Here is a 25315-nt window from a genome sequence, read left to right as displayed (position 1 = left end):
GCGTGTCAGCAATTGAAAAAGCCGCCCTTCGAGGCGGCTTTTTTGTTGATCGATTTTCGCGCAGATTTCGTCATTCCGACTTTGATGTAGACTGCGATACGGTCGAGCCTTTGATCGAAAAAGACGCATTCGATGAAGGACGTTTTACTCGGCCGCAGCAGCCTGTTTTGAAATCAGCCGCTCGATCATCGCGGCGTCCAGTTCGTCGTAACTATCGATCACCACAGAAGGTTCAAGCTCCGCCATCGGCACATCCGTATAACCGAAGGTGACCCCGACCGATGGGATGCCTGCATTTTTGGCGGATGCGATATCGTTGAAACTGTCACCTACCATCACGCTTTTTGCCGCATCGCCGCCAGCCTTCTCGATTGTGCCGGTGATGTGACGCGCATCAGGCTTGCGCCATTCGAAGGTGTCACCACAGGTGACAGCAGCAAAGTGATGGGCAAGACCAAGCTTTTCGAGAAGAGGCAGTGCCAGTACCGTTGTCTTGTTGGTGCAGACCGCGAGTGTGTGGCCCGAAGCCGTCAATCTCTCCAGCGCCGCAACGGTGCCGGGGTAGGGCTTGCTGTTACCGGGCATGGTCTCGAGGTAATAGGCAATGAAGCGCTCATAGAGCGGCTCCAGGTCGTCATCCGAAAGCGGCGTATTTCGCAGGGCGAATGCCCGTTTGATCATGACGCGTGCGCCGTGGCCAACCAGATGCTTGAGGTCATCATAGCTTGTGGGTGCCAGCCCGGCAGCGGCAATGGCGTAGTTCAAACTGTCGATGAGATCGGGTGCCGTGTCGACCAATGTTCCGTCGAGGTCGAATATAACAAGGGGAGAAGTCAAGGAATGCCTCACAATGAGAAGGGGTAGGTCTCTCCAAGGCTAAGCATTGACACGAAGATTTGCAATGAAACCTTTGGATCGTCACCTCATGCATTCCGAGGGGGCTTTTGTTTGGCAGTCGACCCGTGTAAACAGCACGCCAGCGTCCGGCTCCGAGAGTGGCCCCGATGCGGATTGAGTTGTTGTTACACCCGGAGTTTGCAGCCGCATGGATGCCCGCCAAATGAAGATCAAGGCCGCAGAAGCGGCGTTGTCCCATGTCGAAGACGGAATGCGTCTTGGAATTGGTACCGGGTCTACGGCAGAAGAATTCGTCCGGCTTCTGGCGGAAAAAGTATCGGCAGGGCTGCGGGTTCAGGGCGTTCCAACATCCGAGCGGACGGCTCGTCTTTGCGTGGAGCTTGGCGTTCCCCTCCAGTCCCTCGATGACCTTCCGGAACTGGATCTCACGATCGACGGTGCCGATGAGGTCGACCATGCCTTGCGGCTGGTGAAGGGTGGTGGCGGTGCGCTGCTTCGAGAAAAGATCGTTGCCGCAGCATCGACACGCGTCATCGTGATCGCAGATCAGAGCAAGGTCGTCGATACACTGGGCGCGTTTCCGCTCCCGATCGAGATCAACATATTCGGTCAGGTCGCAACCCGCATAGCAATTGAAAAAGTGGCGTCGAGGCTTGGCCTTTCCGGCGCTATGACATTGCGTTCGCTGGAGGATGGACCCTTTAAAACCGACGGCGGACACCTTATTCTCGACGCATCTTTTGGCCGTATTCCTGATGCAGAAGCACTGGCACGCGAGCTGAACGCCATACCGGGTGTTGTCGAGCACGGACTTTTCATTAATCTGGCATCGCTTGCCATTATCGCCGGGCCGGATGGCGCGCGCGTGATGCAGGCGAAAATATAACAGGAGCGAGAGATTTCATGATCAACCTTGCGGGACTCGGCAAAGCTGCCGCTGCTTCGATCCTCATTTCCGGTATCGTCTTCGGTACCACAGTTCGGGCGCAGGAAATTTCCGAAGAGCATGTTGCCGCTGCCAAGCAGGCTATCGCCGCTCTTGGCGTCACGGATCGTTTTGACAACATCCTGCCGGGCCTTGCCGAGCGCCTGAAGGCCGAACTCATCCAGGCCTCGCCAAACGTCCAGGACGCAATCACCGAGACTGTCGATGCGAAGGCTTTGGAGCTTGCGCCTCGCCGTGCCGACCTCGAGCGTGAAGCTGCCCTGACCTATGCACGCGCTTTCTCGCTGGAAGAACTCAAGGCTATCTCGACATTCTACGGTAGTGAAACCGGCAAGAAGCTGTTGAAGGATGGTCCGATCGCAACGCGCGAACTGATGAAGGCTGCTGATATCTGGGCTGCGGGCATCAACCGCGATCTGAATACATCGAGCATGAGCGAACTTCAGAAGGTTGCCGGTGCTGATCTTCAGCCTCTGCCAGCCAACAGCGCCAACGTTGGTGGCGCGCCCGGCGCACCTGCTGCTGCAGGCGCTGCACCTGCAGCCAAGCCGAAGCAGTAAGACTTTTCCCAAGGTCAGAATTTTTCAAAGCCCGGATGACAGTCCGGGCTTTTCATTTGTGTGCGGCAACACCTATATGAATGCCCAACGATATGGCCTGCGCCACCATCTCTTTCAGAGGCTTTTCCATGACATCCTATGACTATGATCTCTTCGTTATCGGCGGCGGTTCCGGCGGCGTCCGGAGTGCCCGCGTGGCCGCGTCGCTCGGCAAGCGCGTTGGTATCGCGGAAGAATATCGCTATGGCGGAACCTGCGTCATCAGAGGCTGTGTGCCGAAGAAGCTGTTTGTCTACGCCTCGCAATTTCCCGAGCATTTTGAAGACTCCGCCGGCTTCGGCTGGACTGTGGGCGAGAGCAGCTTCGACTGGAAAAAGCTGGTCGCGGCAAAGGACAAGGAAATCGAGCGTTTGGAGGGGCTTTATCGTAAGGGCCTGGAGAATGCCAAGGCAGAGATATTCAACAGCCGTGCCGAACTTGTCGATGCGCATACCGTCAAACTCGTGCAAACGGGGAAAACCGTGACGGCGGAACGCATCGTCATTGCCGTCGGCGGCACACCGAATCCGCACGTGTCACTGCCTGGGCATGAGCTGACAATCTCTTCCAATGAGGCCTTCGACCTCCAGGAATTGCCAAGTTCGATCTTGATTGCCGGCGGTGGTTATATCGCTGTCGAATTCGCCAACATCTTCCACGGTCTCGGCGTCGAGACGACGCTGATTTATCGCGGCAAGGAGATACTTTCCCGCTTCGACAACGACATGCGGCAGGGTCTGCATGCGGCAATGGTCGAAAAGGGTATCCGCATCATTCTGGAAGATGTGATCCACGAGGTGAAGAAAGACGAAGCCGGTGGACTTGTGGCGCAAACCAAGCAGGGACATTCCCTGAATGTGGGGCAGGTGATGCTGGCGCTTGGCCGCGATCCCAACACGCAAGGGCTTGGCTTGGAGAATGCGGGCGTTGCCATCAATGATCGGGGCGCGATCATCGTTGACGAATACTCTCGCACAAACGTACCCAGCATCTTCGCACTCGGTGATGTCACCGATCGGGTACAGCTCACGCCGGTCGCCATTCATGAAGCGATGTGCTTCATTGAGACCGAGTTCAAGAACAATCCCACCAAGCCTGATCACCACCTCATCGCGACTGCGGTGTTCTCGCAGCCAGAAATTGGCACCGTCGGCATTTCCGAAGAGGAGGCCGGCGCCAAGTTCGAGGAAATCGAAGTCTACCGCGCACAGTTCCGGCCAATGAAGGCAACGCTTTCCGGTCGCTCGGAAAAGACGATCATGAAGCTCATCGTCAATGCAGCGGATCGTAAGGTCGTTGGTGCCCATATCCTTGGTCATGAGGCAGGCGAAATGGCTCAGCTTCTTGGCATCATCCTCAAGGCCGGCTGCACCAAGGACGACTTCGACGCCACCATGGCCGTCCACCCGACCGCATCCGAAGAACTGGTAACGATGTATTCGCCGAGCTACCGGATCAAGAACGGGGAAAGAATCTAGGTTCGCAACTTCTGACGGGATTTGAGTGCGAAAATTAAATCGGTTAGATTCGTTTTTCTCACTCGAATTGGCGGAAAATCCGGCTAAACGGCGCGGCGCTTCAAGGATCGGCTTTGCAAAGGTCGCCCTTGAAGCTATAAGCCGCGCAACTTTAGAGATCGCCAATAACGACAGAGTTGGCCTTAACCAGGTGGAAGACATGGCACAGAATTGGACGCCCGGTAGCTGGAGACACAAACCGATCCAGCAGGTTCCCGAATATCCGGATGCGGCAGCACTTTCGGCAACGGAAGCGACGCTTGCAACCTATCCGCCGCTGGTTTTTGCGGGTGAAGCGCGGCGCCTGAAAAAGCAGCTTGCCAGCGTTGCCGAAGGTGAAGCCTTCCTGCTTCAGGGCGGGGATTGCGCAGAGAGCTTCCTTGAGCACGGCGCTGACAATATTCGTGACTTCTTCCGCGCGTTCTTGCAGATGGCGGTCGTTCTGACCTATGGCGCGCAGCTTCCTGTGGTGAAGGTTGGCCGTATCGCTGGCCAGTTTGCCAAGCCACGCTCGTCGAACATCGAAACACTGGATGGCGTCAGCCTTCCGTCTTACCGTGGTGACATCATCAACGGTATCGAGTTCAACGAAGCATCGCGCATTCCAAGCCCAGAGCGCCAGCTGGACGCATATCGCCAGTCGGCTGCTACGCTGAACCTTCTGCGCGCCTTCGCGATGGGTGGTTACGCCAACCTCGAAAACGTGCACCAGTGGATGCTCGGTTTCGTCAAGGATAGCCCGCAGGCGGACCGTTATCGCAAGCTTGCCAGCCGCATTTCCGAAACCATGGACTTCATGAAGGCCATCGGCATCACTGCGGAAAACCAGCCCAGCCTGCGAGAAACCGATTTCTTCACCAGCCACGAAGCTTTGCTGCTCGGCTATGAAGAAGCCTTGACCCGTATCGACTCGACATCGGGCGACTGGTACGCGACATCGGGCCACATGCTGTGGATTGGTGATCGTACGCGCCAGCTTGACCACGCCCATGTGGAATATTTCCGTGGCATCAAGAACCCGATCGGCCTGAAGTGCGGCCCATCCTTGCAGCCGGACAATCTGATCGAGCTCATCGATGCGCTGAACCCATCCAACGAAGCCGGTCGTCTGACGCTTATCTGCCGCTTTGGTCATGACAAGGTTGCCGAGAGCCTGCCGAAGTTGATCCGTGCTGTGGAAAAGGAAGGGCGCAAGGTCGTCTGGTCCTGTGATCCTATGCATGGCAACACGATCACGCTCAATCACTACAAGACGCGTCCATTCGAGCGCATTCTGTCGGAAGTCGAAAGCTTCTTCCAGATCCACCGCGCCGAAGGCACCCATCCAGGTGGCATCCACATCGAGATGACCGGCAAGGACGTGACCGAATGCACCGGTGGTGCGCGTACCGTTACTGCCGATTCGCTATCTGACCGCTACCACACGCATTGTGACCCGCGTCTCAACGCCGACCAGGCGCTGGAACTGGCCTTCCTGCTGTCCGAGCGCATGAAAAGCGGCCGTGACGAAAAGCGTATGGCTGTCGTCAACGGCTGATCGAGATCAATGAAAACAAAAAGCCGTCGGAGCGATCCGGCGGCTTTTTTACGTTTTGGCAGAAACAACAACGCTTATTGGACAAGGGCAGGATGCATACAGCGAAGATCAGTGACGCGAACATCTGCTGCGCCGAGCTTTACGCCCAGAACAAGCAAAGTGTTGTAAAGCAGGGTATCGATAGGCGTCGTCGCTGCTGAGAGTGTTTCCGAGAGTGCCGCCTGGACGGTCGCGTTGGAGCCGAGCGAGATAAAGAGAAGGTTGATATCAAGATCAGCATTTTTGAGAAGCGTCTTAATTAGTGAAGTCGAAGCGTCTTTTGTCGATATTGTCTTTGACAAGGCTTGGTCAATCTCACTTTGCCGGAAGGTGAGCTTCGTCTTTGTCAGGTTGGCGCTGTCCACATGGGACAATCCGCTCACCTTGAGAACGAGAGAGTCGACGATGGCCGTTCTGGTTACCCTTGGATCTTTGCCAAAATTGTTGAAGGCTGCCATATCCACCTGACCGAGGGAGAGTTCTGCGATGCCCGGCACCACCTCCACATCCACTGAGCCTGTTCCATTGGCACTGCAGCGAACGTCAGACAATTTCGCTTCGCCTGTCGCAACTTCCACATAAAGGGGAATATTGACGGCAAGCCCCAGCAGCGCTTTCAAGCCGTCGACCTTGGTATTGATGGACAGGCGCGTTTGAGCCGTTCTGATGATGGTGCCTGTTGCGCCCACGGCAAGCGGGGGCGTGCCAACCGGGGGCTCACCGATTGCCAGCGTCAGCTGGGTTGAGGCAAGTCCCGGTACAGTGATGCCGGTGTCGAGTGAAAGCTGCTTGCCGCCATTGGCAGCCGTGGCCGCGGCGGAAATGAGATCGAAAACGCCAGCTTGCAGGTTGAGATTTTCTGCAGTTCCTATCTTCTTATCGAGAATGGGTTCCAACGCCATCAACCGTTCAAGCCGAAGCTTGACCGTTGTCTTGTTGACCAGCTTTTCGAGAGACTTCAGCGCAGTGTTGACAGCAGGTTTTCCCCCAGACGCCTTGTTCAGTGCAGCCAGAAATTTGCTGTAGGTAATTTCGGTTTGAAGAACATCTCGGTAGGTGCCCGCCGTCAGGTTGATATCGCTCGCCAGCGCGTCGACAACGGCCAACGCGTTCACGTCAGCGGAAACGAGTGCCTGATAGTCCATCAGATTTAACGATATGTCTGTTCCCAAGAGCCCGCCGAGCAGGCCGTTCAATAGACCGTTGTTCAAACTTGCCAGGCGCGTGCCTATTGAAAAGGCTGCCAGCTTCTGGGCTGCCGCCGTGCCTGTCGCGCTGATCGTTGGCGATTGTGCGAAACTGCTGGCAAAATAGATGCGGCCCTTTTCAACGATGTTGACCTTCACCGCATTGTAGGGTGTCGCATTGGGAACGAAGCGTTGCCCCACAGCTATGCTGGCGTCGGGATAATATCGGCCTTTGACTATTTCGGCATAGCCATCGGTCGTTGAGAAAACGGTGTCTGGATCGAATGTGACGGTTCCGCTTGTCGTCAAGAGGGTGGAGTTCAACTTGACGCCCAAATTCTCATTGTTGATCTGAAAAAACTGCAGCACGGCCCGTTCGGGATTGATTGCCGACGCCGCCGATACCGCCGCAAGATCAGCGGTGTTTTGCAACTGTCGCTTTTGCAGGGTGAGCGAACCATAATCCACACCCAAGGCCAGAACCCCCATGATGAGCGGGGAGGTGATGGCCGCCATGACAGCTATATTTCCGGAGCGATCCAAGGCGAGATGCCTGAACAAGGTCGTCCATTCCCGCATGTCATACTCCCCCGATACGGATCGTCGAAAAGCGGCGGATTGTCTTGTCAGGAAGGGCGTAGGTATAGAGGCTCCAAATCGGCAGTTCCGTGGCGTCATATTCGACGGTCACCGTGAACTGGGTTACGTTGAAAGGATCGCTGTCTACGGAAACATTCAGGTGGTTCTTGTCGAGGAAGACGTAATTCAGCGCGCTTTTGTCAATGAAGTCTTTGGCAAGGGCTTGCCGCTCAGGGGTGCTCATGCCAGCGATTGCCGTGCGAGCAGCATCTGCGGCGACCTGTTGCACCGCATAGGCCGCTGTCAGGTAGATGCCGTAGGCAATCATGGTCAAAATCACGAGTATGAAGACCGGAGCGACGATCGCAAATTCGACCGCTGCTGATCCAGATCGATTACGGAAAATGTTTGCCATTCCCATGATGGCGCCCCCTGAAAATATGTTATTTTCGAAAAGGCTAAAACACGGAAATTGATTTTCTGTTAAGGAAAAGATTTCAACCCAGGGGCACAAGCGCAAAAAAAATGCAAATGACGGAACTTTTTTTGGGCTAGGTCGTTTTGGGGCGGCGTAGCCGTCAGATCAGCCGTAGGCCCTTGAAGCTAACGTGCCCATCCTTCCCGATTATGATGTGATCATGCACGGCAATTCCCAGCGGTTTTGCCGTGTCGACAATTGTCTTGGTCATGTCGATATCGGCTCGGGACGGGGTCGGATCTCCACTGGGATGATTGTGGACGAGGATGATCGCGGTAGAGGAAAGCTCGAGAGCCCGTCTCACAACTTCCCGGGGATAGACCGGCGTGTGATCAACAGTTCCTTGCCCCTGGACCTCGTCTGCGATCAGCACATTTCTCTTGTCGAGAAATAGAATACGAAACTGCTCTCGTGACTCATGCGCCATTGCCGCATGGCAATAGTCAATCACAGAAGACCATGATCCCAAAACCTGCTTGTTTCTGATTTCGCTCTTCAGCATTCGTTGTGATGCAGAGGCGATGAGTTTGAGATCGAGCGCAACCGCTTCCCCGACTCCTTTTACCTCTTGTAACAAGGCAACAGGGGCTCCCATGACGCCACCGAACGTGCCGAAGCGAGCAATCAGCGCCTTCGCAATTGGTTTTGTGTCACGCCTGGGAATCAGCCGGAACAGGAGAAGCTCCAGCAACTCATAGTCAGCCAGGGCTGCGTCGCCATTGTCGCGATATTTGGCACGGAGTCGCTCACGATGACCGAGATAGTGGGCCCCATCGGCGTCAGGGGCAGGCGTCAACTCGCCCTTCATCTTCTTTGCGACCTGCCTGGGCTCAGCAAAAAAGCCGCGCTCATCCATGACTTCCGCAAGATCGTTGCTGTCGCCTTCCACGCCTGTTTCCGAATTGAACAACGTCGTCTGATCAGCGGGGCTTTTGGCCATTGGCATCGTCTCTCAAAGATTAGAGCGGCGGTAGTCCAGGGCGGTGGAGACCACCTGGCGAAAGTGTGAAAATCTCGCAGCCTGTTGCTGTCACGCCCACAGCATGTTCGTACTGGGCGGAGAGTGAGCGGTCCCGCGTGACTGCGGTCCATCCATCGGAAAGGACTTTGACATTCGGTTTGCCGAGATTGATCATCGGCTCGATCGTAAAGATCATGCCCTCGCGGATTTCGGGACCGTCGCTCTCCTTGCCATAGTGGAGAATGTTCGGCGTATCATGAAACAGACGCCCCACGCCGTGCCCGCAGAAATCAGTAACGACTGAGCAACGCTCGGCTTCCGCATAGGCTTGGATTGCCGCGCCGATTGCCCCGGTGCGAACGCCCGGCTTTACCGCCGCAATGCCACGCATCAGGCACTCATAGGTCACTTCCAGAAGACGCTCCGACGCACGCTTGATCTGACCGACGGGGTACATGCGGCTGGAGTCGCCGTACCAGCCGTCCAGAATATAGGTCACGTCAATATTGACGATGTCGCCTTCGCGCAGGGGTTTATCATCCGGAATGCCGTGGCAAACAACATGGTTGATGGAGGTGCAGACGGACTTGGTATAGCCGCGATAATTCAACGTGGCGGGCAGGGCGTCGTGATCCATCCCGAATTCGAAGACGAACCGGTCGATCGTATTGGTCGTGACGCCGGGTTTGACAAGGCTGGCCAGTTCATCAAGGCAGCGTGCCGTCAACTGACTGGCCTTGCGCATTCCTGCAAAATCCTCTGCGTTATACAAGCGAATAACGCCGGTATTTTTCATGGGTGCCGATGTTGCGTCGATGTAGGTGACCATTATAAAGCTTTCTTGTCCTTCAATGCTTTGTTTCATAAAGCAGCAGGGTGCCGGTCGTCTATTGCAACCATCTCGTTTGCTACGATTTCCTGTGCCGAAACGCTACATTTCATGGCGTAGGCCTCTACGCCACGGTTCCTGGCATGGTGGAATGCGACGGAGTAGGCGGGGTCCAGGTCATCGCAGATCCGGAAAAGGTCGCAGTCTGACCGCTGGATGACGTAGAGCATGACAGCGCGATACCCTGCCTGCGCTGCGTCGCCCAACTCTTCCAGATGTTTGACGCCCCGTTTGGTGGCCGTGTCCGGAAACTCTGCGAGCCCTTTTTGCCGAGTGAAATGTACGTTTTTCACCTCGACATAGGCATCAGGCCGGCCATTTGCAGACAGGAGAAAGTCGATTCGCGAATTTTTGCCGTATCTTTGTTCGCGTTTTATTGTCGAGTATCCGGCAAGAGATGGAATGGCCGCCGCACCCAGCGCCTCCTGCACAAGTTTGTTGGGCGTTGAGGTGTTGATGCCAACAATCGTCCCGTCCGCCTCCACGAGTTCAAGCATGTATCGATGCTTGCGTGTGGCGCTATCGTGCTGTGACAACCATATGCGTGACCCTGGCGTCGTCAGACCGCGCATCGACCCGGTGTTGGGGCATGAACCTGTAATGGCCGTGCCATCTTCCAGCACCGCATCGAAGAGAAAGCGTTTGTAACGGGAAACGAGTGTCGCGGGGACAAGTGGCGAATCATACAACATGCCGCAGTGTCGTGTTCGCGGGTTTCTTATTCAAGAACATAGGTTCCGGGCGCGTCGCAAAGCGGTGGCAGAGCTCCTTCGCCGGGTATGCGGGCGGCGACCTGTTGTGTGTTGTGAGACGCAAGCCATTCCTGCCAGTGCGGCCACCACGAGCCCTTGTGAGCATCTGCGGACTGCTGCCAGTCATCGAAGTCACCTTCGGGTGACAAGTTGCGCGTCCAATACTGGTATTTTCCCGCGTCCGGTGGATTGACCACACCTGCGATGTGGCCCGAAGCGCTGAGCACGAACTCTACCGGTCCGCCAAAAAGGGCAGCACCAGTAAAGACCGATTTTGCCGGTGCGATGTGGTCTTCCCGGGCAGCGAGATCATAAGCCGGGATTGTGACATCGCTCAGCTTGATGACCTTTCCAGCAACCTTCATCCGGCCTTCAGCAAGATTGTTCTCCAGATAGCAGTTTCGCAGATAGAAGGAATGGTTGGCCGCTGCCACGCGGGTGGAATCAGAATTCCAGTAGAGAAGATCAAAAGGCGGCGGCTGTGCCCCCCGCAGATAATTGTCCACCACGTAAGGCCAGACGAGATCGGATGCCCGGAGCATATTGAAGACACTGGCCATGATGGCGCCATCCAGATATCCGACCGCCTTCATGTGAACATCGAGAGCCGCCAGTTGCTGCTCATCGATAAAGACCTTCAGATCGCCGGCATGGGTGAAATCCGTCTGGGCGGCAAGAAACGTCGCGGTCTTGATGCGGTGGTCGCTCGTCTGGGCGTGCAGGGCAAGAGTAGAGGCGAGCAGGGTTCCGCCAATGCAATATCCCACCGCGTTGACGTCATTTTCGCCTGTCGCCTGTTTGATGCTATCAAGGGCGAATTGGATTCCCTCTTCAATATAGTCATCCCAGCTTTTGTCCGCATGACGGCTGTCCGGATTGACCCAAGAGATCATGAAAACGCTGTGGCCCTGATCGACGCACCATTTCACGAAGGATTTTCGCGCGTTGAGATCGAGAATGTAGAATTTGTTGATCCAGGGCGGAATGATCAGCAGCGGCTCTTTCCACACCGTTTCCGTTGATGGCGTGTATTGGATGATCTCGCACAGTTGGCTGCGGGCTATGACCTTGCCGGGCGTCACCGCAAGATTCTGGCCGATGACGAACTTGCTGTAATCCGTCTGCCGCAGTTTGATGTTGCCATTGCCTGCGGCCATGTCTTCGGCCAGCTGCGCCATTCCCTTGACGAGATTGGCACCGCTGGTTGCCACCGTCTCACGAAAGACCTGCGGGTTCGTAAAGGCGAAATTGGCGGGTGAAATCGCCTCCGTTACCTGCCGCATGTAAAATCGGGCCTTCTGCCGCGTCTTCTCATCCAGACCTTCTGCCTCGCTGACCATTTTTTCCGCCCAGGCGGCCGTTGCGAAGTAAATCTTCTGCAAGAGATCGAAGAACGGGTTCGTCTGCCAGGCCTCATCGGCAAATCGTTTGTGGGTGGTTTGGGCGCGCTCCTGCGCCTTGGTATCGTCCTGCCCGGAAGAATATTGTGAAAGCGATTGTTGCCAGATGTCGAAATAGCTCGAAAGAAGATGCGTTTGCGCCTCGATGGACCGTTTCGGCTCGGCCATCCAGTATTCGGCGACGTCGGACATGGTCCGGACGAGATCACTCATCGGGCTGGCAGAGGTCGGTGGAATCTCGCCCCGCTCACGCGGCGCCAGCCATTCCGACGCCGCCCTGCCAAGATTTTCCAGAGCCCGCGCGACGTTCATGGCAAAAGCCTGAGGATCCCGCACGATATAGGCTTCGGCCGATTCGGCGGTAGAGCCCTCGGGCTTCTCCCCCTTGTCGTTCACTTCGCCATTCGTGCCCGCCATACATTGCCCTCCGGCGCATTTTTGTGTTTGCACATTCTGCATGAAAACGAATACAAGTTCCAGCAAAGCGACGCTCTGGATTCCGGCGTCCGGCATTCGAAGACTACGTTACAGGCGGGGCATAGACATGGGCAAGCATCTCGAACGCGTAAGAGCGGTAACCGCCCTGTCGATCTGCGGCATTCTTTTGCCACTGATGGGCGGATGCAGGAATCTCGATCCGGTGGTTGCGCCTGCGAATATGAAGCGCCCGGCAGCCCAGGTCGTCGGTCCGAGAACTGTCGATTCGTCGCCAGTTGCACAGAAGCGCGACACGGGAACCTATCCAACATTTGCAACGCCGATGACGGCTGCCTTGCCGCAAATGGAAAATGACGAAGCCAACACGATGGAAACGTCGATGACCCGGCTCGGCAATGCGCGCAGCAAGGGGCAGATTTCCGAAGCGGAATATAAGCGCCGTGTCGCGGAACTGCGCGCACTTTCGGCCCAGCAAAACCCCACGGCCACGCCTGCGGCGTCCCAGTGAGGCTTCGGTTAACGGCGCGTAAAAGCGCCTGATTGAATCCTAACCGTTCGGGTAAGCGCCGGATTACTGCGTTCCTTAAGCCAGCATAGTAAAGTTGGACGTATAATGCCCCCTAATGGCACAGAGTGTCGGTGGCGCTGGGGGGCGTGAAAAAAAATGAAATGCTTCTTTGTCTGTCTGGTGTTTGCCGCTACGCTGTTCAATGCAGCGCAAGCCAAGGCGCCCTACGTGATGGCCGCTCATCTCGGCCATCCAACTTGAGCGCCTTTTTAGACTCAGTCGTTGCCCGCTGCAAAGTTCAGCGCAGCCATGTCCGGCACCGTGATGTGACGGTTATTCTCAATCTGGATAATGTTGTCTTTGCGCAGCTTTGTCATCTGGCGGCTGACCGTTTCAATGGTCAGACCCAGAAAGTCTGCAATGTCGGCGCGTGACAGCGGCAGGTCGAAGCAGGATTTGTCCGTTTTTTCAGGGTCGATATGAGTTGCGATCAGGTAGAGGAAGCTTGCTACTTTCTCCTGAGCGGATTTGCGACCGAGCGTTAGCATCCAATCGCGTGCTTCATCCAGTTCCTTCAGCGACTGGCTGTGAAGCTTCCGCTCCATCCCGGGCACACTGCTGACCATCCTGTCGATCACGCGACGAGGGAAGCTGCAGATTTCAAGATCCGTAGCCGCTTCTGCACTCATGCTGCTTTCGGCTATGAAGGGCCGCCCAAGAAAATCAGGAGCGAACTGCAAACCGACGATCTGTTGACGACCGTCCGACATCATTTTTGAAAGCTTTACGACGCCCCTCAAAATATTGGCGTAATAGGGCACCTGCTCACCCTGTCCGAGCAATTCCGTACCCTGATCAATCTTCTTTCGTGCCGAGTGTCGATTGAGTTCCGCCAGTTGGTCGGGAACCAATACCCCACACAATCCACCGTGCCGCGCTTCGCAAGCACGGCACACGACAGGAATTTCTGAATTATGTACGTTTCGTTGCAGCGTATCCATCGTTCAAGTTCCGATCAAAAGATCAAGGCAATGAAATGCAACTCTCACGATGTGCTCTCGCTCGCCCCGATAAGCCGATATCCCCCTCGGCTTTTAATGCTCGATGTTTACACCGGGACTTGATCGAAGTCAAAGTTGCAAACTGTCGCAGGTTGTATCGCTGGTCGCAGAATTGATACATGCCAAGGGGGGAAACACACCGTGACAGAGCACCTCATTCGGAAATATGCCAATCCCGTACCGCGTTACACGAGCTACCCGACAGCTCCGCATTTTCACGAGGGGGTTGATTCGCAGGTCTATGAGACCTGGCTCCACGCCATCGACGCTGACAACCGGATTTCGCTTTATCTGCACATTCCCTATTGCGACCGTCTTTGCTGGTTTTGTGCCTGTCACACCAAGCATACGCTAAAGTATGAACCCATAGCGGCGTACCTGAAGTCGTTGCACCGCGAGATAAAGAAGGTCGGCGGCATTGTCTCCAGGGATGCAAGGGTCACCGCCGTGCATTTCGGTGGTGGTTCACCCACGATGCTTAAGCCGGAGGACATGATTGCACTGATGGACTGTCTTCGCTCGTCCTTCTCCTTCGGCTCGGATGTTGAAATCAGTGTCGAGATGGACCCGAACGATCTGGATGAAGAGCGTTATGATGCTCTTGCTGCCATCGGCATGACGCGGGCTAGTCTGGGTGTTCAGGACTTCGATCCCAAGGTCCAGCGGACGATCAACCGTCTCCAGAGCTTCGAGCAAACCAAAAGCGTGGTCGATGCAGTCCGGGCGAGGGGCGTGCATTCCGTCAACTGCGACATTCTCTATGGATTGCCGCACCAGACGACGGACACCCTGCGCGATACCGTCCGGCAGATTGTCTCGCTTGATCCGGACCGCGTTGCGCTTTTTGGATACGCTCATGTACCATGGATGAAGAAGCATCAGACCCTGATACCGGAAAAGGCGCTGCCTAATGTAGCGGAGCGTTACCGTCAAATGACGACAGCTACCGAAATGCTGATCGCTGCCGGATATGTCAGCATCGGCATCGACCATTTTGCCAAGGCCACCGACACGCTGGCGATAGCGTTGAAAGAAGGCGCATTGAAGCGGAATTTCCAGGGCTATACGGATGACTGCGCGGATGTGCTGATAGGGCTGGGGGCTTCGGCAATCGGCAAGCTGCCTCAAGGTTACGTCCAGAACATGCCTGCCACCGGCGAATATGAACGGATGGCGGATGGTGACGATCTCTGTGTCGTGCGCGGCATCGAACTGTCGCTCGACGACCGGGTGCGCGCTTTCGTCATCGAGCGCCTCATGTGTGATTTTTCGCTGGATCTCGATTCGTTGGCAAGCCTCTACGGTCCGGCCGCTTCAGTTGCAATTGCCGAAGCCAGGCAATTTGCAGAGAGCGAACGAGACGGCCTTGTGACGATGCAGGGCGATGTTTTCAGCCTGACCGATACGGGAAAACCTTTCGCAAGAAGCATTGCAGCATCCTTCGATACCTATCTCTCGAATGGCCGGGGACGCCATTCGGTTGCTGTTTGAGCAACACTTTGCGCTGAAAATTCAATGATCCACCACGAAACCATTGGCTTTTTAGAGCAAGTTGCCTATGTGGTGCGTCTGAATAGATCTAATGGATAAGACACACGAAGGATTATGGGCGTGACAGCTACATTCGACAAGGTTGCAGACATTATCGCTGACACCAGCGAAATCGACCGCGAAACCATTACGCCGGAAAGCCACACGATCGACGATCTGGGCATCGACAGCCTCGACTTTCTGGACATCGTATTTGCAATCGACAAGGAATTCGGCATCAAGATTCCGCTCGAGCAGTGGACGCAGGAAGTCAACGAAGGCAAGGTTTCGACCGAGGAATACTTCGTTCTGAAAAACCTCTGCGCCAAGATCGACGAGCTGAAGGCTGCCAAGGCCTGATTTCGGAAGCCGCGATGACGGGTACACCGTATCCGTCATCACGGCGCCGCACTGAATCAGTTGCGGTCAAGTTGATGATCGCATGCGATTTCTCGCCGCGCAGAGGCGCGGCGGCTCGCTCCCGGATCACATTCGGGATGATGGACGTGTCGTGCGGCACCTCTCCGGCGCAGCCGAACCCTCCACACACCTATGTCATGGACGGAACATGCTTCTAGAATATTTTCAGATGGTGGACCGCATCGAGTCACTGGACAAGTCTGCCCGGATTCTCAAGGCGCGGTCGGTTGTTCCTGCTCAAAGCCCGGTTTTTGAAGGGCACTTCCCCGGGATGCCGCTTGTGCCTGGTGTGTTGCTCATAGAAACGATGGCGCAGGTCTCGGGAATGCTGGTTCTGGCAATGACCGATTTTGCCGCCATGCCATTTCTCATGAGCGTTGATGGCGCCAAGATGCGCACCTTTGTAGAGCCAAATGCCGTTCTCGACATTGAGGCCTATCTGGAGCACGACGGTTCTGGATTTGCCGTGACGAAGGCGAAAATCACATCCGATGGCAAGAAGGTTTGTGACGCACAGTTGAAGCTCAGAACCATGCCCTTCAGCGATATTCCCCTTGGCCCCATCGTGCGCAAACGTGCGGAAGAGGTGGGCCTGATGGCCGCGATTGCGGCCGACCAGTCCGTCTGACCCGGTTTTATGTGACGCGGGCAGGGTGGTACTAGTCCTGGCCAATCTCGCTCTCCTGCGTCCCAACTGCTTATAATTGACGAAAACTCATGCGTTGGGCGCGGTCTTTGGGCCTTCGCCATTGCAAAGCCGCATCGTGGGCATTATTCCGCATGGCACACGCGGTAACATACCGTTTTGGAAAGCTCGCCGGACCAAATCTGATCGGCAGGCGACGAAGGATGACAGATGATGAAATCTGACAATGATGTGGTGATCACCGGGGTCGGTATCGTGACGTGCCATGGCGTCGGTGTGGATGCCCATGTGGCGCTTCTTTCTGCAAAGGCAGCCCCTGATCCAATCGTCGAGACTGAGAAATTCGCGCCCTATCCCATTCACCCATTGCCAGAGATTGACTGGTCGAGCCAGATTGGCCGCAAGGATCAGCGGCAGATGGAAAACTGGCAGCGGCTCGGCGTTTTTGCAGCCGGTCTCGCGCTCGATGACGCCGGGTTGAAGGAAGATGCCGAAGCCTGCGGCACGATGGACATGATCGTGGCTGCCGGCGGTGGCGAGCGCGATATCAATGTTGATACGTTGATTGTGGATGAGGGCCTTAAACGCAACGACCGTGAGGTCATGTTGAATGAGAAGCTGACCACCGAACTGCGCCCGACGCTGTTTCTTGCCCAGCTGTCCAATCTCATGGCCGGGAATATCTCCATCGTTCACAAGGTCACCGGATCATCGCGCACTTTCATGGGCGAAGAGGCTGCGGGCATTTCGGCAGTAGAAACGGCGTTTCATCGCATTCGCTCTGGCGAATCCAGCCATGCGCTGGTCGGCGGCGCTTTCGCCGCAGAACGCCCTGACATGACGTTGCTGTTCGAGGCAATCGGTGCGCACGCGCAAGGCCAATGGCAGCCTCTGTGGTCTCGCTCCGAAGGCGAGGGCGGCGGCATGATAACCGGCTCCGTTGGCGCTTTCCTGGTGCTGGAATCCCGCAAGCGTGCCAGCGCGCGCGGTGCCAAGGTCTATGCGCGCATTGACGCCATCGAGGGCGATCGTGGCAGCCGTGAAGACGGAAAGTTCGAGACCCGACTCGAGCGTTTGCTGGCCCCTGCAAAGGATGGCGCTGAAACAGTGATTTTCTCCGGTGCAAGTGGCTATGACGCGGTAACCACGCGGGAGCGTGACGTTCTCTCAAAGGCCTTGCCTGCATCGGCCATCCGTGGCTTCGGTGGTGTCACCGGGCATGGACTTGAGGCGCAATTTCCGCTGGGGCTCGCCTTGGCGGCACTTGCGCTGGAAAGCGGCGCTGCGGTTCCAGCCTTTGACCCGGCATTTGAAAAGGCTGCAACATCCGCGCCGGCACAGGCCGTGGTGACGGCAGTCGGCCATGTTCGCGGCGAAGGCGTTGCCGTTCTTTCCAGAGATGTGTGAGGAGTAGACACCATGGCGTCCAGCAACTTCAAGGACCACCTCGGTCGCCCCATCGTTGCCGTTACCGGCATGGGCATCATCACATCGCTTGGCCAAGGGCTTCAGGACAACTGGGCAGCCTTGACCTCGGGCAAATCCGGCATTCACAAGATCACCCGTTTCCCGACGGAAAACCTTTCGACGAAAATCTGCGGCACGGTCGATTTCATCGACATTCCCAAGCCGAACTCAGTCGAGCGTTCCTTCGCCTTTGCGCGGGAAACAACGATCGAAGCCCTGGCGCAGGCCGGCCTTTCAGGTGACTTCAACGGACCACTCTTTCTGGCAGCTCCTCCCATCGAGCCCGAATGGAGCGCGCGCTTCGAGTTGGCTGACCGTTCGCCACCGGCTGCAAAGCCAGGCGATGCCTATGATCGCTTCATGGCCGCTCTTCGCGAACGTCCAGACCCGCAATTTCAGGAAGCGGCGCTGTTTGGCGCTATTTCCGAGCGTCTGGCCGATCGTTTCGGCACGCGTGGTCTGCCCGTTACGCTGTCTACCGCCTGCGCTTCCGGCGCAACGGCCATTCAGCTTGGTGTGGAGGCCATTCGGCAGGGTCGCACAGACCGGGCGCTAACGGTGGCTACCGACGGTTCAGTCAGTGCGGAAGCATTGATCAGGTTCTCGCTACTGTCGGCGTTGTCGACCCAGAACGATCCGCCAGAAAAGGCTTCTAAGCCATTCAGCAAGGATCGTGATGGCTTTGTGATTGCAGAAGGCGCAGCCACGCTTGTTCTGGAATCGCTTGAAGCTGCCGTGGCTCGCGGTGCGAAAATCCTCGGCGTCATCAAGGGAGCCGGTGAAAAGGCCGACAGCTTCCATCGCACGCGCTCCTCACCGGACGGCGGCCCTGCGATTGCTACGATCCATGCGGCTCTCGCTGATGCGGGTGTTGCTGCAGCCGATATTGGCTACATCAATGCGCATGGCACCTCGACTCCGGAAAACGACAAGATGGAGTACAGCTCGATGCTCGCCGTCTTCGGCGAAGGGCTTAAATCCATTCCCGTATCGTCCAACAAATCGATGATTGGCCACACATTGACTGCGGCGGGTGCGGTTGAAGCCGTGTTCTCGCTGCAAACCATGTTGACTGGGACATTGCCGCCAACCATCAATTACAACAATCCGGATCCGACAATTGCGCTGGATGTTGTGCCGAACGTGAAGCGGGATGCGCAGGTCAGCGCTGTCCTTTCGAATTCCTTCGGTTTCGGTGGACAGAACGCAAGCCTTGTCATGACGCGGGAACCCGCTTAATCGGTGTTCCAGTTTAAAAACAAAAACAACGCCTTCGGGCGAAGGACTTCATTATGCGCGCCTTGCAACTCGTAGATGATCGTAAGCTTGAAAAAGTTGAACTGCCCGAACCCGAGGCGCCAGCGCCCGGTGAGGTGACGCTGCGCGTCAAGGCGGTGGCTTTGAACCATATCGATGTCTGGGGTTGGCGTGGTATGGCCTTTGCCAAGCGCAAGATGCCGCTGACAATCGGCGCCGAAGCCTCGGGCGTAGTTGAGGCAATCGGTCCGGGCGTTTCCAATGTTTTGCCGGGTCAGTTGGTTTCCATCTACGGCGCGCGCACCTGTGGGCTCTGCCGTCACTGCGTCGAGGGTCGTGACAACCTCTGCGAAAACGTTGCCGGTGTTCACGGCTTCCACTTGGACGGCTTCGCTCAGGAAAAGATGAATATTCCAGCCCGTCAGCTCGTTCCGGCACCGCCTGGAGTTGACGCAATTGGCGCGGCTCTTGCCCCGGTAACATTCGGCACCGTCGAGCACATGTTGTTCGACAATGCCAAGCTGCAGCCCGGCGAGACCATTCTTATTCACGCAGGCGGTTCCGGTATCGGCACCGCGGCAATCCAGCTCGCCAAGAAAATGGGCTGCACCGTCATCACCACCGTTGGTTCTGATGACAAGATCGAGCGCGCAAAGGCGCTGGGTGCTGACCATGTCATCAATTACCGCACAGACCGGTTCGAGGGCGTTGTCCGCAAGCTGACGAAGAAGAAGGGCGTGGACGTTGTCTTCGAACATGTGGGCAAGGACACCTGGGCAGGCTCCATGTTCTCGCTCAAGCGCGGCGGCCGTCTGGTGACTTGCGGCTCCACTTCTGGCGTGTCGACGGACATCAATCTCATGATGCTTTTCCAGCAACAGCTCAAGCTGCTCGGATCCTTCGGATGCCGGATGGAAAACATGGCCGATGCCATGCAGAAAATGGCACGGGGCCTCGTCCACCCCGTTATCGATACGGAAGTGACATTCGACACGATCGAGACTGCGCTGGAGCGGATGGAAACCCGTCAGGTCTTCGGCAAAATCGTTCTTCGGATGGATTGACGCCATTGAAGATGTTCATTACGCGCGTCGTTCTGGCGCTCGAAAATTTCCGCCAGTGGTTTAACGCGACGCTCGCCTTCAGCGTTCTTAATCTGCTGAAGCTTGCGCCTGCGGATCCCGCAATCCGTTTTGCGGACCAACTCGCGCGGAAAATCGGTCCCCGAACGCCGCGTCACAAGCTGATGCTGTACAATCTCAAGCGCGCCTATCCGGAAAAGACGGAGCGGGAGCAGGAGGAGATTGCGCTCGACAGCTGGGGCAATATGGGGCGCCTGGCTGCGGAATATGTTTTTTTGGACCGCCTCTTCGATTTTGATCCGACGAAGACCGAGCCTGGGCGGATCGAGGTTGTCGGAACCGATACCTTTCTGGAGTTGCGCGACAATCCGCGTCCATTCATCGTTTTTACCGCCCATACCGGGAACTTCGAACTGTTGCCCGTCGCTGGCTCCGCTTTCGGCCTGGATACGACGGTGCTGTTCCGCCCACCGAATAATCCCTATGTGGCGGAGAAGGTCTTCAATTTCCGCAAGGAACGCATGGGTAATCTCGTACCGTCGCATGCCGGCTCTGCTTTTGCGCTTGCCCGTCAATTGGAAAAAGGTGGCGGTGTTGGCGTGCTTGTAGACCAGAAATTTCGCAAAGGCCTGCCCACCAAGTTTTTCGGTAACGACGTCCTTACCAATCCATTGCTGGCAAAGCTTGTAAGGCAATTTGGGTGCGATGTTTTTCCTGCGCGCTGCATCCGTCTGCCAGATAACCGCTATCGGCTAGAAATTGAACCGAAAGTGGATATTCCTCGCGATGCACTCGGAAACGTCGATGTGCAGAAAACCGCACAAATGCTCAACGATAAGGTCGAAAGCTGGGTCCGGGAATATCCCGGGCAATGGCTTTGGTATCATGATCGCTGGAAAATCAAGGCAGCGTTAAAGGACTAGAAGATTTAATGTCTGGTCTTGGAATCACGAAAACATCTCAGGATTGTGTATGTATATTTTTCTTCACAATTTCTGGGATTTGTTAAAGACGTTCCGCGTGTGTTAATTTGTCCAATGTTGTGATGGCAGTGCTGTCTCTCGTTACGCCATTCTTCATGGTGATCGTATGTAACGGGTCTCGGGGCCGCTGAACCGGTGTAAGTTTGAAAGTGCGAGTGGCGCACAATCACCCCCGGGGGAGAGTCGAGTTGAAAGCTTTGATTGACTTGTTCTGGCAAAGATATTCGGAGCTGAAGGGAGCCGTTGATCGCAACGACGCCCAGAAGATTACTATACTGGATCGCGAGCTTGATCCTTTGCTGGAGAGTATCACAAGCTTCAAAACCAAAAGCTCGTCTGAGGTGCTTGAGCAGTTCCGCTTTGCAATCGATCTTCTGAACGAAGAGGCGGAGGACACAGGCTGCGTCCAGCGGAATTCGGAATTGCTGCGCAAGCTTGTTGATCGTTACATCGGCGCCGGACTTCCCTACGATGGAGCAACACCAGACGGAGAACCCGCATCCTGGAGCCCATACGTCATTCTCGACGAAGACAGGCTCGATGACCTCGACGAGCGGGTATTCGTCGTCTCGCCAGGGTACCGCATCAACTACACCAACGCTTTGAATGCTCTTTGCTACGAGGCCAAGACCAACGACATTATCGGTCGTCACATTGCCGAATTCATCGGCATCCACCATTTCCAGCAGGCACTGCGCGAAAAGCTGGATGCTTGCTTCAAAGGCGAAGCGGCGAAATACACCTATGCCGAAGATATCGATGGACGCACCGTAGTGCGTTCCTACGAGATGTCTCCTTGCTATTCTCCCTCCTACAAGCTTGTCGGTGCCATCATCATCGTCAAGGAACTGGCTGACCGGCGCAATAGAGCCGTGGCCTGATCACTATGTCATTTGACACTCTGAGGACAGCGCACGTTCAGCACGCCTGCGTTTGAAAATTTACGATTGTCAATTTGAGGCCGTGCGTGCAGAGGCATGTCGGTGGCCATGTCGCAAATAGGCGATTTTTAGCCGCTTCCGACCAAGAAAACAGTATATTTGGCGGTCAATCTAAGTATTGTTTTGGCGGGATGTGTAACAATGTTACACAATAATCCCGACGCTCCGTTTAAACTTGTTATAACAAATATTAATTCGATATTTTGCGCGCTATAGGTGAAAACTAGTGTATTGACGGACCAGCCAATCGTCGTGTTCATAGTCGCGAGGAATGTCGTTCCAGCGTACTCGATGCAGCGCACGCGCTTTGCTCCAAGTCGCACCTCACGCCATAGCGGCAGGTGAATTTCGACGGGTCCAACAGCAGGCAAGAATGACTGAGCCTCTGGTGAGTCGAAAAAGGATTTTGCGATCGTGTCGAAGACAAGAATTCGTCTTGGGCACGAAGAACGTGTGTGTGGTGACAGGGAGGTGCCATTGCTAGGACTGTTCGACGCTTTCTCGCTCAAATGCACGCAATTGAGACAGGCCGTGGCTTGCGGATATGATGATCTTGTTCGCCTGCTGGACAAGGAACTGGAGCCAATGATCGCGGAAATTCTGGCCTACCGGGCAGAAACGCGAGAAGAAGCTCACATGCAGTTGCAGTTCCTCAACGGGTTGATCCGAGATGAGGCGGATGACAAGTCCACCGTCGTGCGCCGCAGCGCAGCCATGTCCATGTTGATCGATCGGTACTTCCGCAACAGCAGCAACGGAAGAGATGGTTTTCAACAGCCGCCAGTCGGCGGCCCTCAAAGCGCTCTCCCGTTTGATAATGTGGAGCAGCCTCTTTTCAATGAGGCGGTTCTCGATTGCTTGCCGGATCGCGTTGGTGTCATCACACGTGACCACCGGTATTTGTATGCGAACCAGGCCAACGCCCAGTTTATCGGCAAGTCGCCTCTTTCGATGATCGGATGCCACGTCGCCGAATTCATCGGGGAGGAGAGTTTCGAAAAAATGGCGCGTCCCGCCTTCAACAGATGCTTTGAAGGCAATGTTGTGGATTACATTCACAAGGGGCGACGTGGTTGCAGCACTTTCACCACGCGTTGCCGTATGACGCCGCTACGCGGCACCAAAAATGAGATCATTGGTGCCGTCATTGTCCTGCAGGAACCAACGGCGGTGCCCGCCCTGACCGGGTAAGTTCACCCGCCTAAGATGTACCGGGCGACCTCAGCCAAGGTGCCGGAATCGATCAGCAACTTTGTTGCCATGGCGATGCAGGAAATGACCAGAAGTGGACGGATGATCTTCGCTCCGTTCTTCATCGCGAGACGGGAGCCGATCTGAGCACCCAGGAATTGGCCTAGACCCATGATCAGGCCCAGCTTCCACATGATGGCGCCGCTGACTGTAAAGACAAGAAAACTTCCAAAGTTGGAGCCGAAGTTCAGAAGCTTGGTGTGGGCTGTGGCCTTCAACATGCCAAAGCCGGCAAGACCCACGAAGGCCAGCATGTAGAATGAGCCTGCGCCAGGCCCAAATATACCGTCGTAGAAACCGACAAGTGGGACGATGGTCAGCCCGAATAGAATCGGCGTGATGCGGCGATGGCTGTCGAGATCGCTGAGGTTGGGTTTGAAGGCGAAATAGATCGCAATGGCGATCAAAAGAAACGGCATGATCATACGCAAGATGTCCGGTGGCACAAATGCCGCTATGATCGCCCCAACAATGCCGCCCAAGAAGGCCATTAGCGCCATCGGGAACTGTTTCTTCAAGTCAACATGGCCGCGCCTGGCATAGGCAATGGTGGCCGATGCAGAACCGAACTGTGCCTGCAACTTGTTTGTCCCCAAGGCTTCAAGCGGAGGGATGCCCAGGATCAGCATGGCTGGCAGCACGATAAGACCGCCGCCTCCTGCAATCGAATCGACGAAACCAGCGAATATGGCGACAAGAAACAGCAGGAAAAACAGATTGAGCGCGACGTCTTGCAAGGCAGGAATTCCGGGAAGGAGAGAGACGGTCGCTTCTGTCACCGATCCGCTGCCTGCGCAATGATTTTTCTGGCGGGTTATCCTGATGCTTTCCGACACAAAAGGACGTGCTCTAAAGCATTGCGCACAATCTCTGTCCGTTTATGCTGAGAGCAGGTGCGGCGTCTTACAGGCCGATTCCGCCGCGATGTGATTTTGAGGACAGTAATGCACAAGGTAATTTTTGACACGGATCCCGGCATCGATGACGCCATGGCACTGCTTTTCCTGCATCGCCACCCCGATATCGACCTTGTGGGCGTAACGACGGTGTTCGGCAATGCGCCGCTGGATATCACCACCCGCAATGCGCTGTTCCTCAAGCAGCAATGGAACATGTCGGCACCGGTTGCCAAAGGCGCCGGCGTGACGTTCGATCCGTCTCGTCCCGAAGGGCATTGGCCGACGTTTATTCACGGTGAAGACGGTCTGGGCAATATTGGTGTTCCTGATGTCATTCCGCTTCCGCTTGACGCGCGGCCCGCGCATCATTTCATCATCGATACGGTCAAGGCGAACCCCGGCGAGGTGACGCTGATCGCGGTGGGTCGCATGACGAACCTCGCGCTGGCCCTGCGGGCAGATCCCGATATTGCTGCCCTTGTAAAACAGGTCATCGTCATGGGCGGCGCGTTTGACATCAATGGCAATGTTAGCCCTGCCGCAGAGGCGAATATTCACGGCGATCCAGAAGCAGCAGACCTCGTGTTCACCGCGCCGTGGCGGGTGGTCGTGGTCGGTCTCGATGTCACGACCCGCACCGTCATGACATCGAAGTTCATGGCGGATATGGCGCTGGAAGGAGGGCCGGATGTCCAGCTTCTTTCCGATCTGTCGCAGTTTTACATTGAGTTCTACAATCAAAGAACGGGCGATGGCATGGTGGTGCATGACAACTGCGCCTGCGTTTACCTCACCAATCCCGAACTGTTCGAAACCCGCAGTGGCGCAATACGGGTCGTGTGCGGAGGGCTTGCCGATGGGCAGACCATCCAGAAGCCTGATGGTGTCGGATTTCCGCCCGGCAAGTGGGATGGGCATCCCAGCCAGCTGGTGTGCACGGATATCCAGCCCGAACGTGTGCTTTCAGTCATCAACAGCGCAATTGTACGCGGTGAGCGAGGTTGATTGAGCCAAGGCGTCGGCAAACGCTGCCGGTCGCCTTGCATTTTTGAAAAAAGTCGCGTTATGCAACACCATTGTCACCGAAAGG

24 protein-coding genes are annotated in these 25315 nt (G+C 55.9%); 15 read left to right on the top strand and 9 right to left on the bottom strand.

What is annotated here, in order from left to right:
• Positions 1-144: 144 nt before the first annotated feature.
• Entirely contained in the window at positions 145-837 is a 693-nt protein-coding gene (gene gph, locus ASF69_RS19280) for a phosphoglycolate phosphatase (protein WP_082469789.1), read from the bottom strand.
• A gap of 208 nt (positions 838-1045) precedes the next feature.
• Here gph and rpiA point away from each other — a divergent pair, with 208 nt between their 5' ends.
• The 4 genes from rpiA to ASF69_RS19260 all read left to right on the top strand — a co-directional run bounded on the left by rpiA (position 1046) and on the right by ASF69_RS19260 (position 5457).
• Positions 1046-1744 (top strand): ribose-5-phosphate isomerase RpiA, encoded by a 699-nt coding sequence (gene rpiA / locus ASF69_RS19275; RefSeq protein WP_062589831.1) that lies wholly within the window; start codon positions 1046-1048, stop codon positions 1742-1744.
• A gap of 17 nt (positions 1745-1761) precedes the next feature.
• Complete coding sequence (locus ASF69_RS19270; RefSeq protein WP_062589830.1) at positions 1762-2364, top strand: DUF2059 domain-containing protein; 603 nt, start codon at positions 1762-1764, stop codon at positions 2362-2364.
• 128 nt (positions 2365-2492) lie between these two features.
• Positions 2493-3881, top strand: coding sequence for a glutathione-disulfide reductase (gene gor, locus ASF69_RS19265; protein WP_062589924.1), 1389 nt, complete (start codon positions 2493-2495; stop codon positions 3879-3881).
• 199 nt (positions 3882-4080) lie between these two features.
• The gene (locus ASF69_RS19260) at positions 4081-5457 is read left to right on the top strand and encodes a 3-deoxy-7-phosphoheptulonate synthase class II (protein WP_062589829.1); all 1377 of its coding nucleotides are present in this window, start codon (positions 4081-4083) and stop codon (positions 5455-5457) included.
• Between the two features lie 74 nt (positions 5458-5531).
• Here the strand turns inward: ASF69_RS19260 and ASF69_RS19255 are convergent, their stop codons facing one another.
• The 6 genes from ASF69_RS19255 to phaC form a co-directional block, all read right to left on the bottom strand.
• Positions 5532-7262, bottom strand: coding sequence for a pilus assembly protein TadG-related protein (locus ASF69_RS19255; RefSeq protein WP_062589828.1), 1731 nt, complete (start codon positions 7260-7262; stop codon positions 5532-5534).
• Between the two features lies 1 nt (position 7263).
• Positions 7264-7683, bottom strand: coding sequence for a TadE/TadG family type IV pilus assembly protein (locus tag ASF69_RS19250; protein WP_062589827.1), 420 nt, complete (start codon positions 7681-7683; stop codon positions 7264-7266).
• 157 nt (positions 7684-7840) lie between these two features.
• Positions 7841-8596, bottom strand: coding sequence for a DNA repair protein RadC (gene radC / locus ASF69_RS19245; protein ID WP_244475528.1), 756 nt, complete (start codon positions 8594-8596; stop codon positions 7841-7843).
• A 103-nt stretch (positions 8597-8699) separates the two neighbouring features.
• A complete protein-coding gene (gene map, locus ASF69_RS19240) occupies positions 8700-9530 on the bottom strand; it encodes a type I methionyl aminopeptidase (protein WP_062589923.1) in 831 nt (276 codons plus the stop codon).
• 32 nt (positions 9531-9562) lie between these two features.
• On the bottom strand, positions 9563-10282 hold the full coding sequence (gene sfsA, locus ASF69_RS19235) for a DNA/RNA nuclease SfsA (protein ID WP_062589825.1): 720 nt from the start codon (positions 10280-10282) through the stop codon (positions 9563-9565).
• 26 nt (positions 10283-10308) lie between these two features.
• The gene (gene phaC, locus ASF69_RS19230) at positions 10309-12159 is read right to left on the bottom strand and encodes a class I poly(R)-hydroxyalkanoic acid synthase (protein ID WP_062589824.1); all 1851 of its coding nucleotides are present in this window, start codon (positions 12157-12159) and stop codon (positions 10309-10311) included.
• A 40-nt stretch (positions 12160-12199) separates the two neighbouring features.
• On the opposite strand from phaC, the gene ASF69_RS19225 reads away from it, so the two are divergent.
• Positions 12200-12688, top strand: coding sequence for a hypothetical protein (locus ASF69_RS19225; RefSeq protein WP_244475520.1), 489 nt, complete (start codon positions 12200-12202; stop codon positions 12686-12688).
• A 275-nt stretch (positions 12689-12963) separates the two neighbouring features.
• On the opposite strand, the gene fnrN is transcribed toward ASF69_RS19225, so the two are convergent.
• Positions 12964-13689 carry a transcriptional regulator FnrN gene (gene fnrN, locus ASF69_RS19220; protein WP_062589822.1) on the bottom strand — a complete coding sequence of 242 codons (726 nt, stop codon included), beginning with the start codon at positions 13687-13689 and terminating at the stop codon, positions 12964-12966.
• Between the two features lie 201 nt (positions 13690-13890).
• On the opposite strand from fnrN, the gene hemN reads away from it, so the two are divergent.
• The 9 genes from hemN (at position 13891) to ASF69_RS19175 (ending at position 23266) form a co-directional block, all read left to right on the top strand.
• On the top strand, positions 13891-15240 hold the full coding sequence (gene hemN / locus ASF69_RS19215; protein ID WP_062589821.1) for an oxygen-independent coproporphyrinogen III oxidase: 1350 nt from the start codon (positions 13891-13893) through the stop codon (positions 15238-15240).
• Positions 15241-15354: 114 nt separating this feature from the next.
• Entirely contained in the window at positions 15355-15639 is a 285-nt protein-coding gene (locus ASF69_RS19210; RefSeq protein ID WP_112963452.1) for an acyl carrier protein, read from the top strand.
• Between the two features lie 208 nt (positions 15640-15847).
• Positions 15848-16327, top strand: coding sequence for a 3-hydroxyacyl-ACP dehydratase FabZ family protein (locus ASF69_RS19205; RefSeq protein ID WP_062589921.1), 480 nt, complete (start codon positions 15848-15850; stop codon positions 16325-16327).
• Positions 16328-16555: 228 nt separating this feature from the next.
• Complete coding sequence (locus tag ASF69_RS19200) at positions 16556-17752, top strand: beta-ketoacyl-ACP synthase (protein WP_062589820.1); 1197 nt, start codon at positions 16556-16558, stop codon at positions 17750-17752.
• Positions 17753-17764: 12 nt separating this feature from the next.
• A complete protein-coding gene (locus tag ASF69_RS19195) occupies positions 17765-19051 on the top strand; it encodes a beta-ketoacyl-ACP synthase (protein ID WP_062589819.1) in 1287 nt (428 codons plus the stop codon).
• A 53-nt stretch (positions 19052-19104) separates the two neighbouring features.
• Positions 19105-20133: a zinc-binding dehydrogenase gene (locus ASF69_RS19190; RefSeq protein ID WP_062589817.1), complete on the top strand. Its 1029-nt coding sequence runs from the start codon at positions 19105-19107 to the stop codon at positions 20131-20133.
• Positions 20130-21074, top strand: a complete 945-nt coding sequence (locus ASF69_RS19185) for a lipid A biosynthesis lauroyl acyltransferase (protein WP_156462120.1) — start codon at positions 20130-20132, stop codon at positions 21072-21074. Before ASF69_RS19190 ends, ASF69_RS19185 begins: the two co-directional genes overlap by 4 nt.
• A gap of 248 nt (positions 21075-21322) precedes the next feature.
• Complete coding sequence (locus ASF69_RS19180) at positions 21323-22015, top strand: PAS domain-containing protein (protein WP_062589813.1); 693 nt, start codon at positions 21323-21325, stop codon at positions 22013-22015.
• A gap of 474 nt (positions 22016-22489) precedes the next feature.
• Positions 22490-23266 (top strand): PAS domain-containing protein, encoded by a 777-nt coding sequence (locus ASF69_RS19175; protein ID WP_156462119.1) that lies wholly within the window; start codon positions 22490-22492, stop codon positions 23264-23266.
• Positions 23267-23268: 2 nt separating this feature from the next.
• Here ASF69_RS19175 and ASF69_RS19170 read toward each other — a convergent pair whose 3' ends face one another.
• Positions 23269-24063: a TSUP family transporter gene (locus ASF69_RS19170; RefSeq protein ID WP_062589920.1), complete on the bottom strand. Its 795-nt coding sequence runs from the start codon at positions 24061-24063 to the stop codon at positions 23269-23271.
• A 207-nt stretch (positions 24064-24270) separates the two neighbouring features.
• On the opposite strand from ASF69_RS19170, the gene ASF69_RS19165 reads away from it, so the two are divergent.
• Complete coding sequence (locus ASF69_RS19165; protein WP_062589810.1) at positions 24271-25230, top strand: nucleoside hydrolase; 960 nt, start codon at positions 24271-24273, stop codon at positions 25228-25230.
• Positions 25231-25315: the final 85 nt, after the last annotated feature.

The sequence above is a fragment of the Rhizobium sp. Leaf311 genome (assembly GCF_001423445.1).
Classification (GTDB): Bacteria; Pseudomonadota; Alphaproteobacteria; order Rhizobiales; family Rhizobiaceae; genus Agrobacterium.
This window is presented reverse-complemented; position numbering and strand designations above follow the sequence as displayed.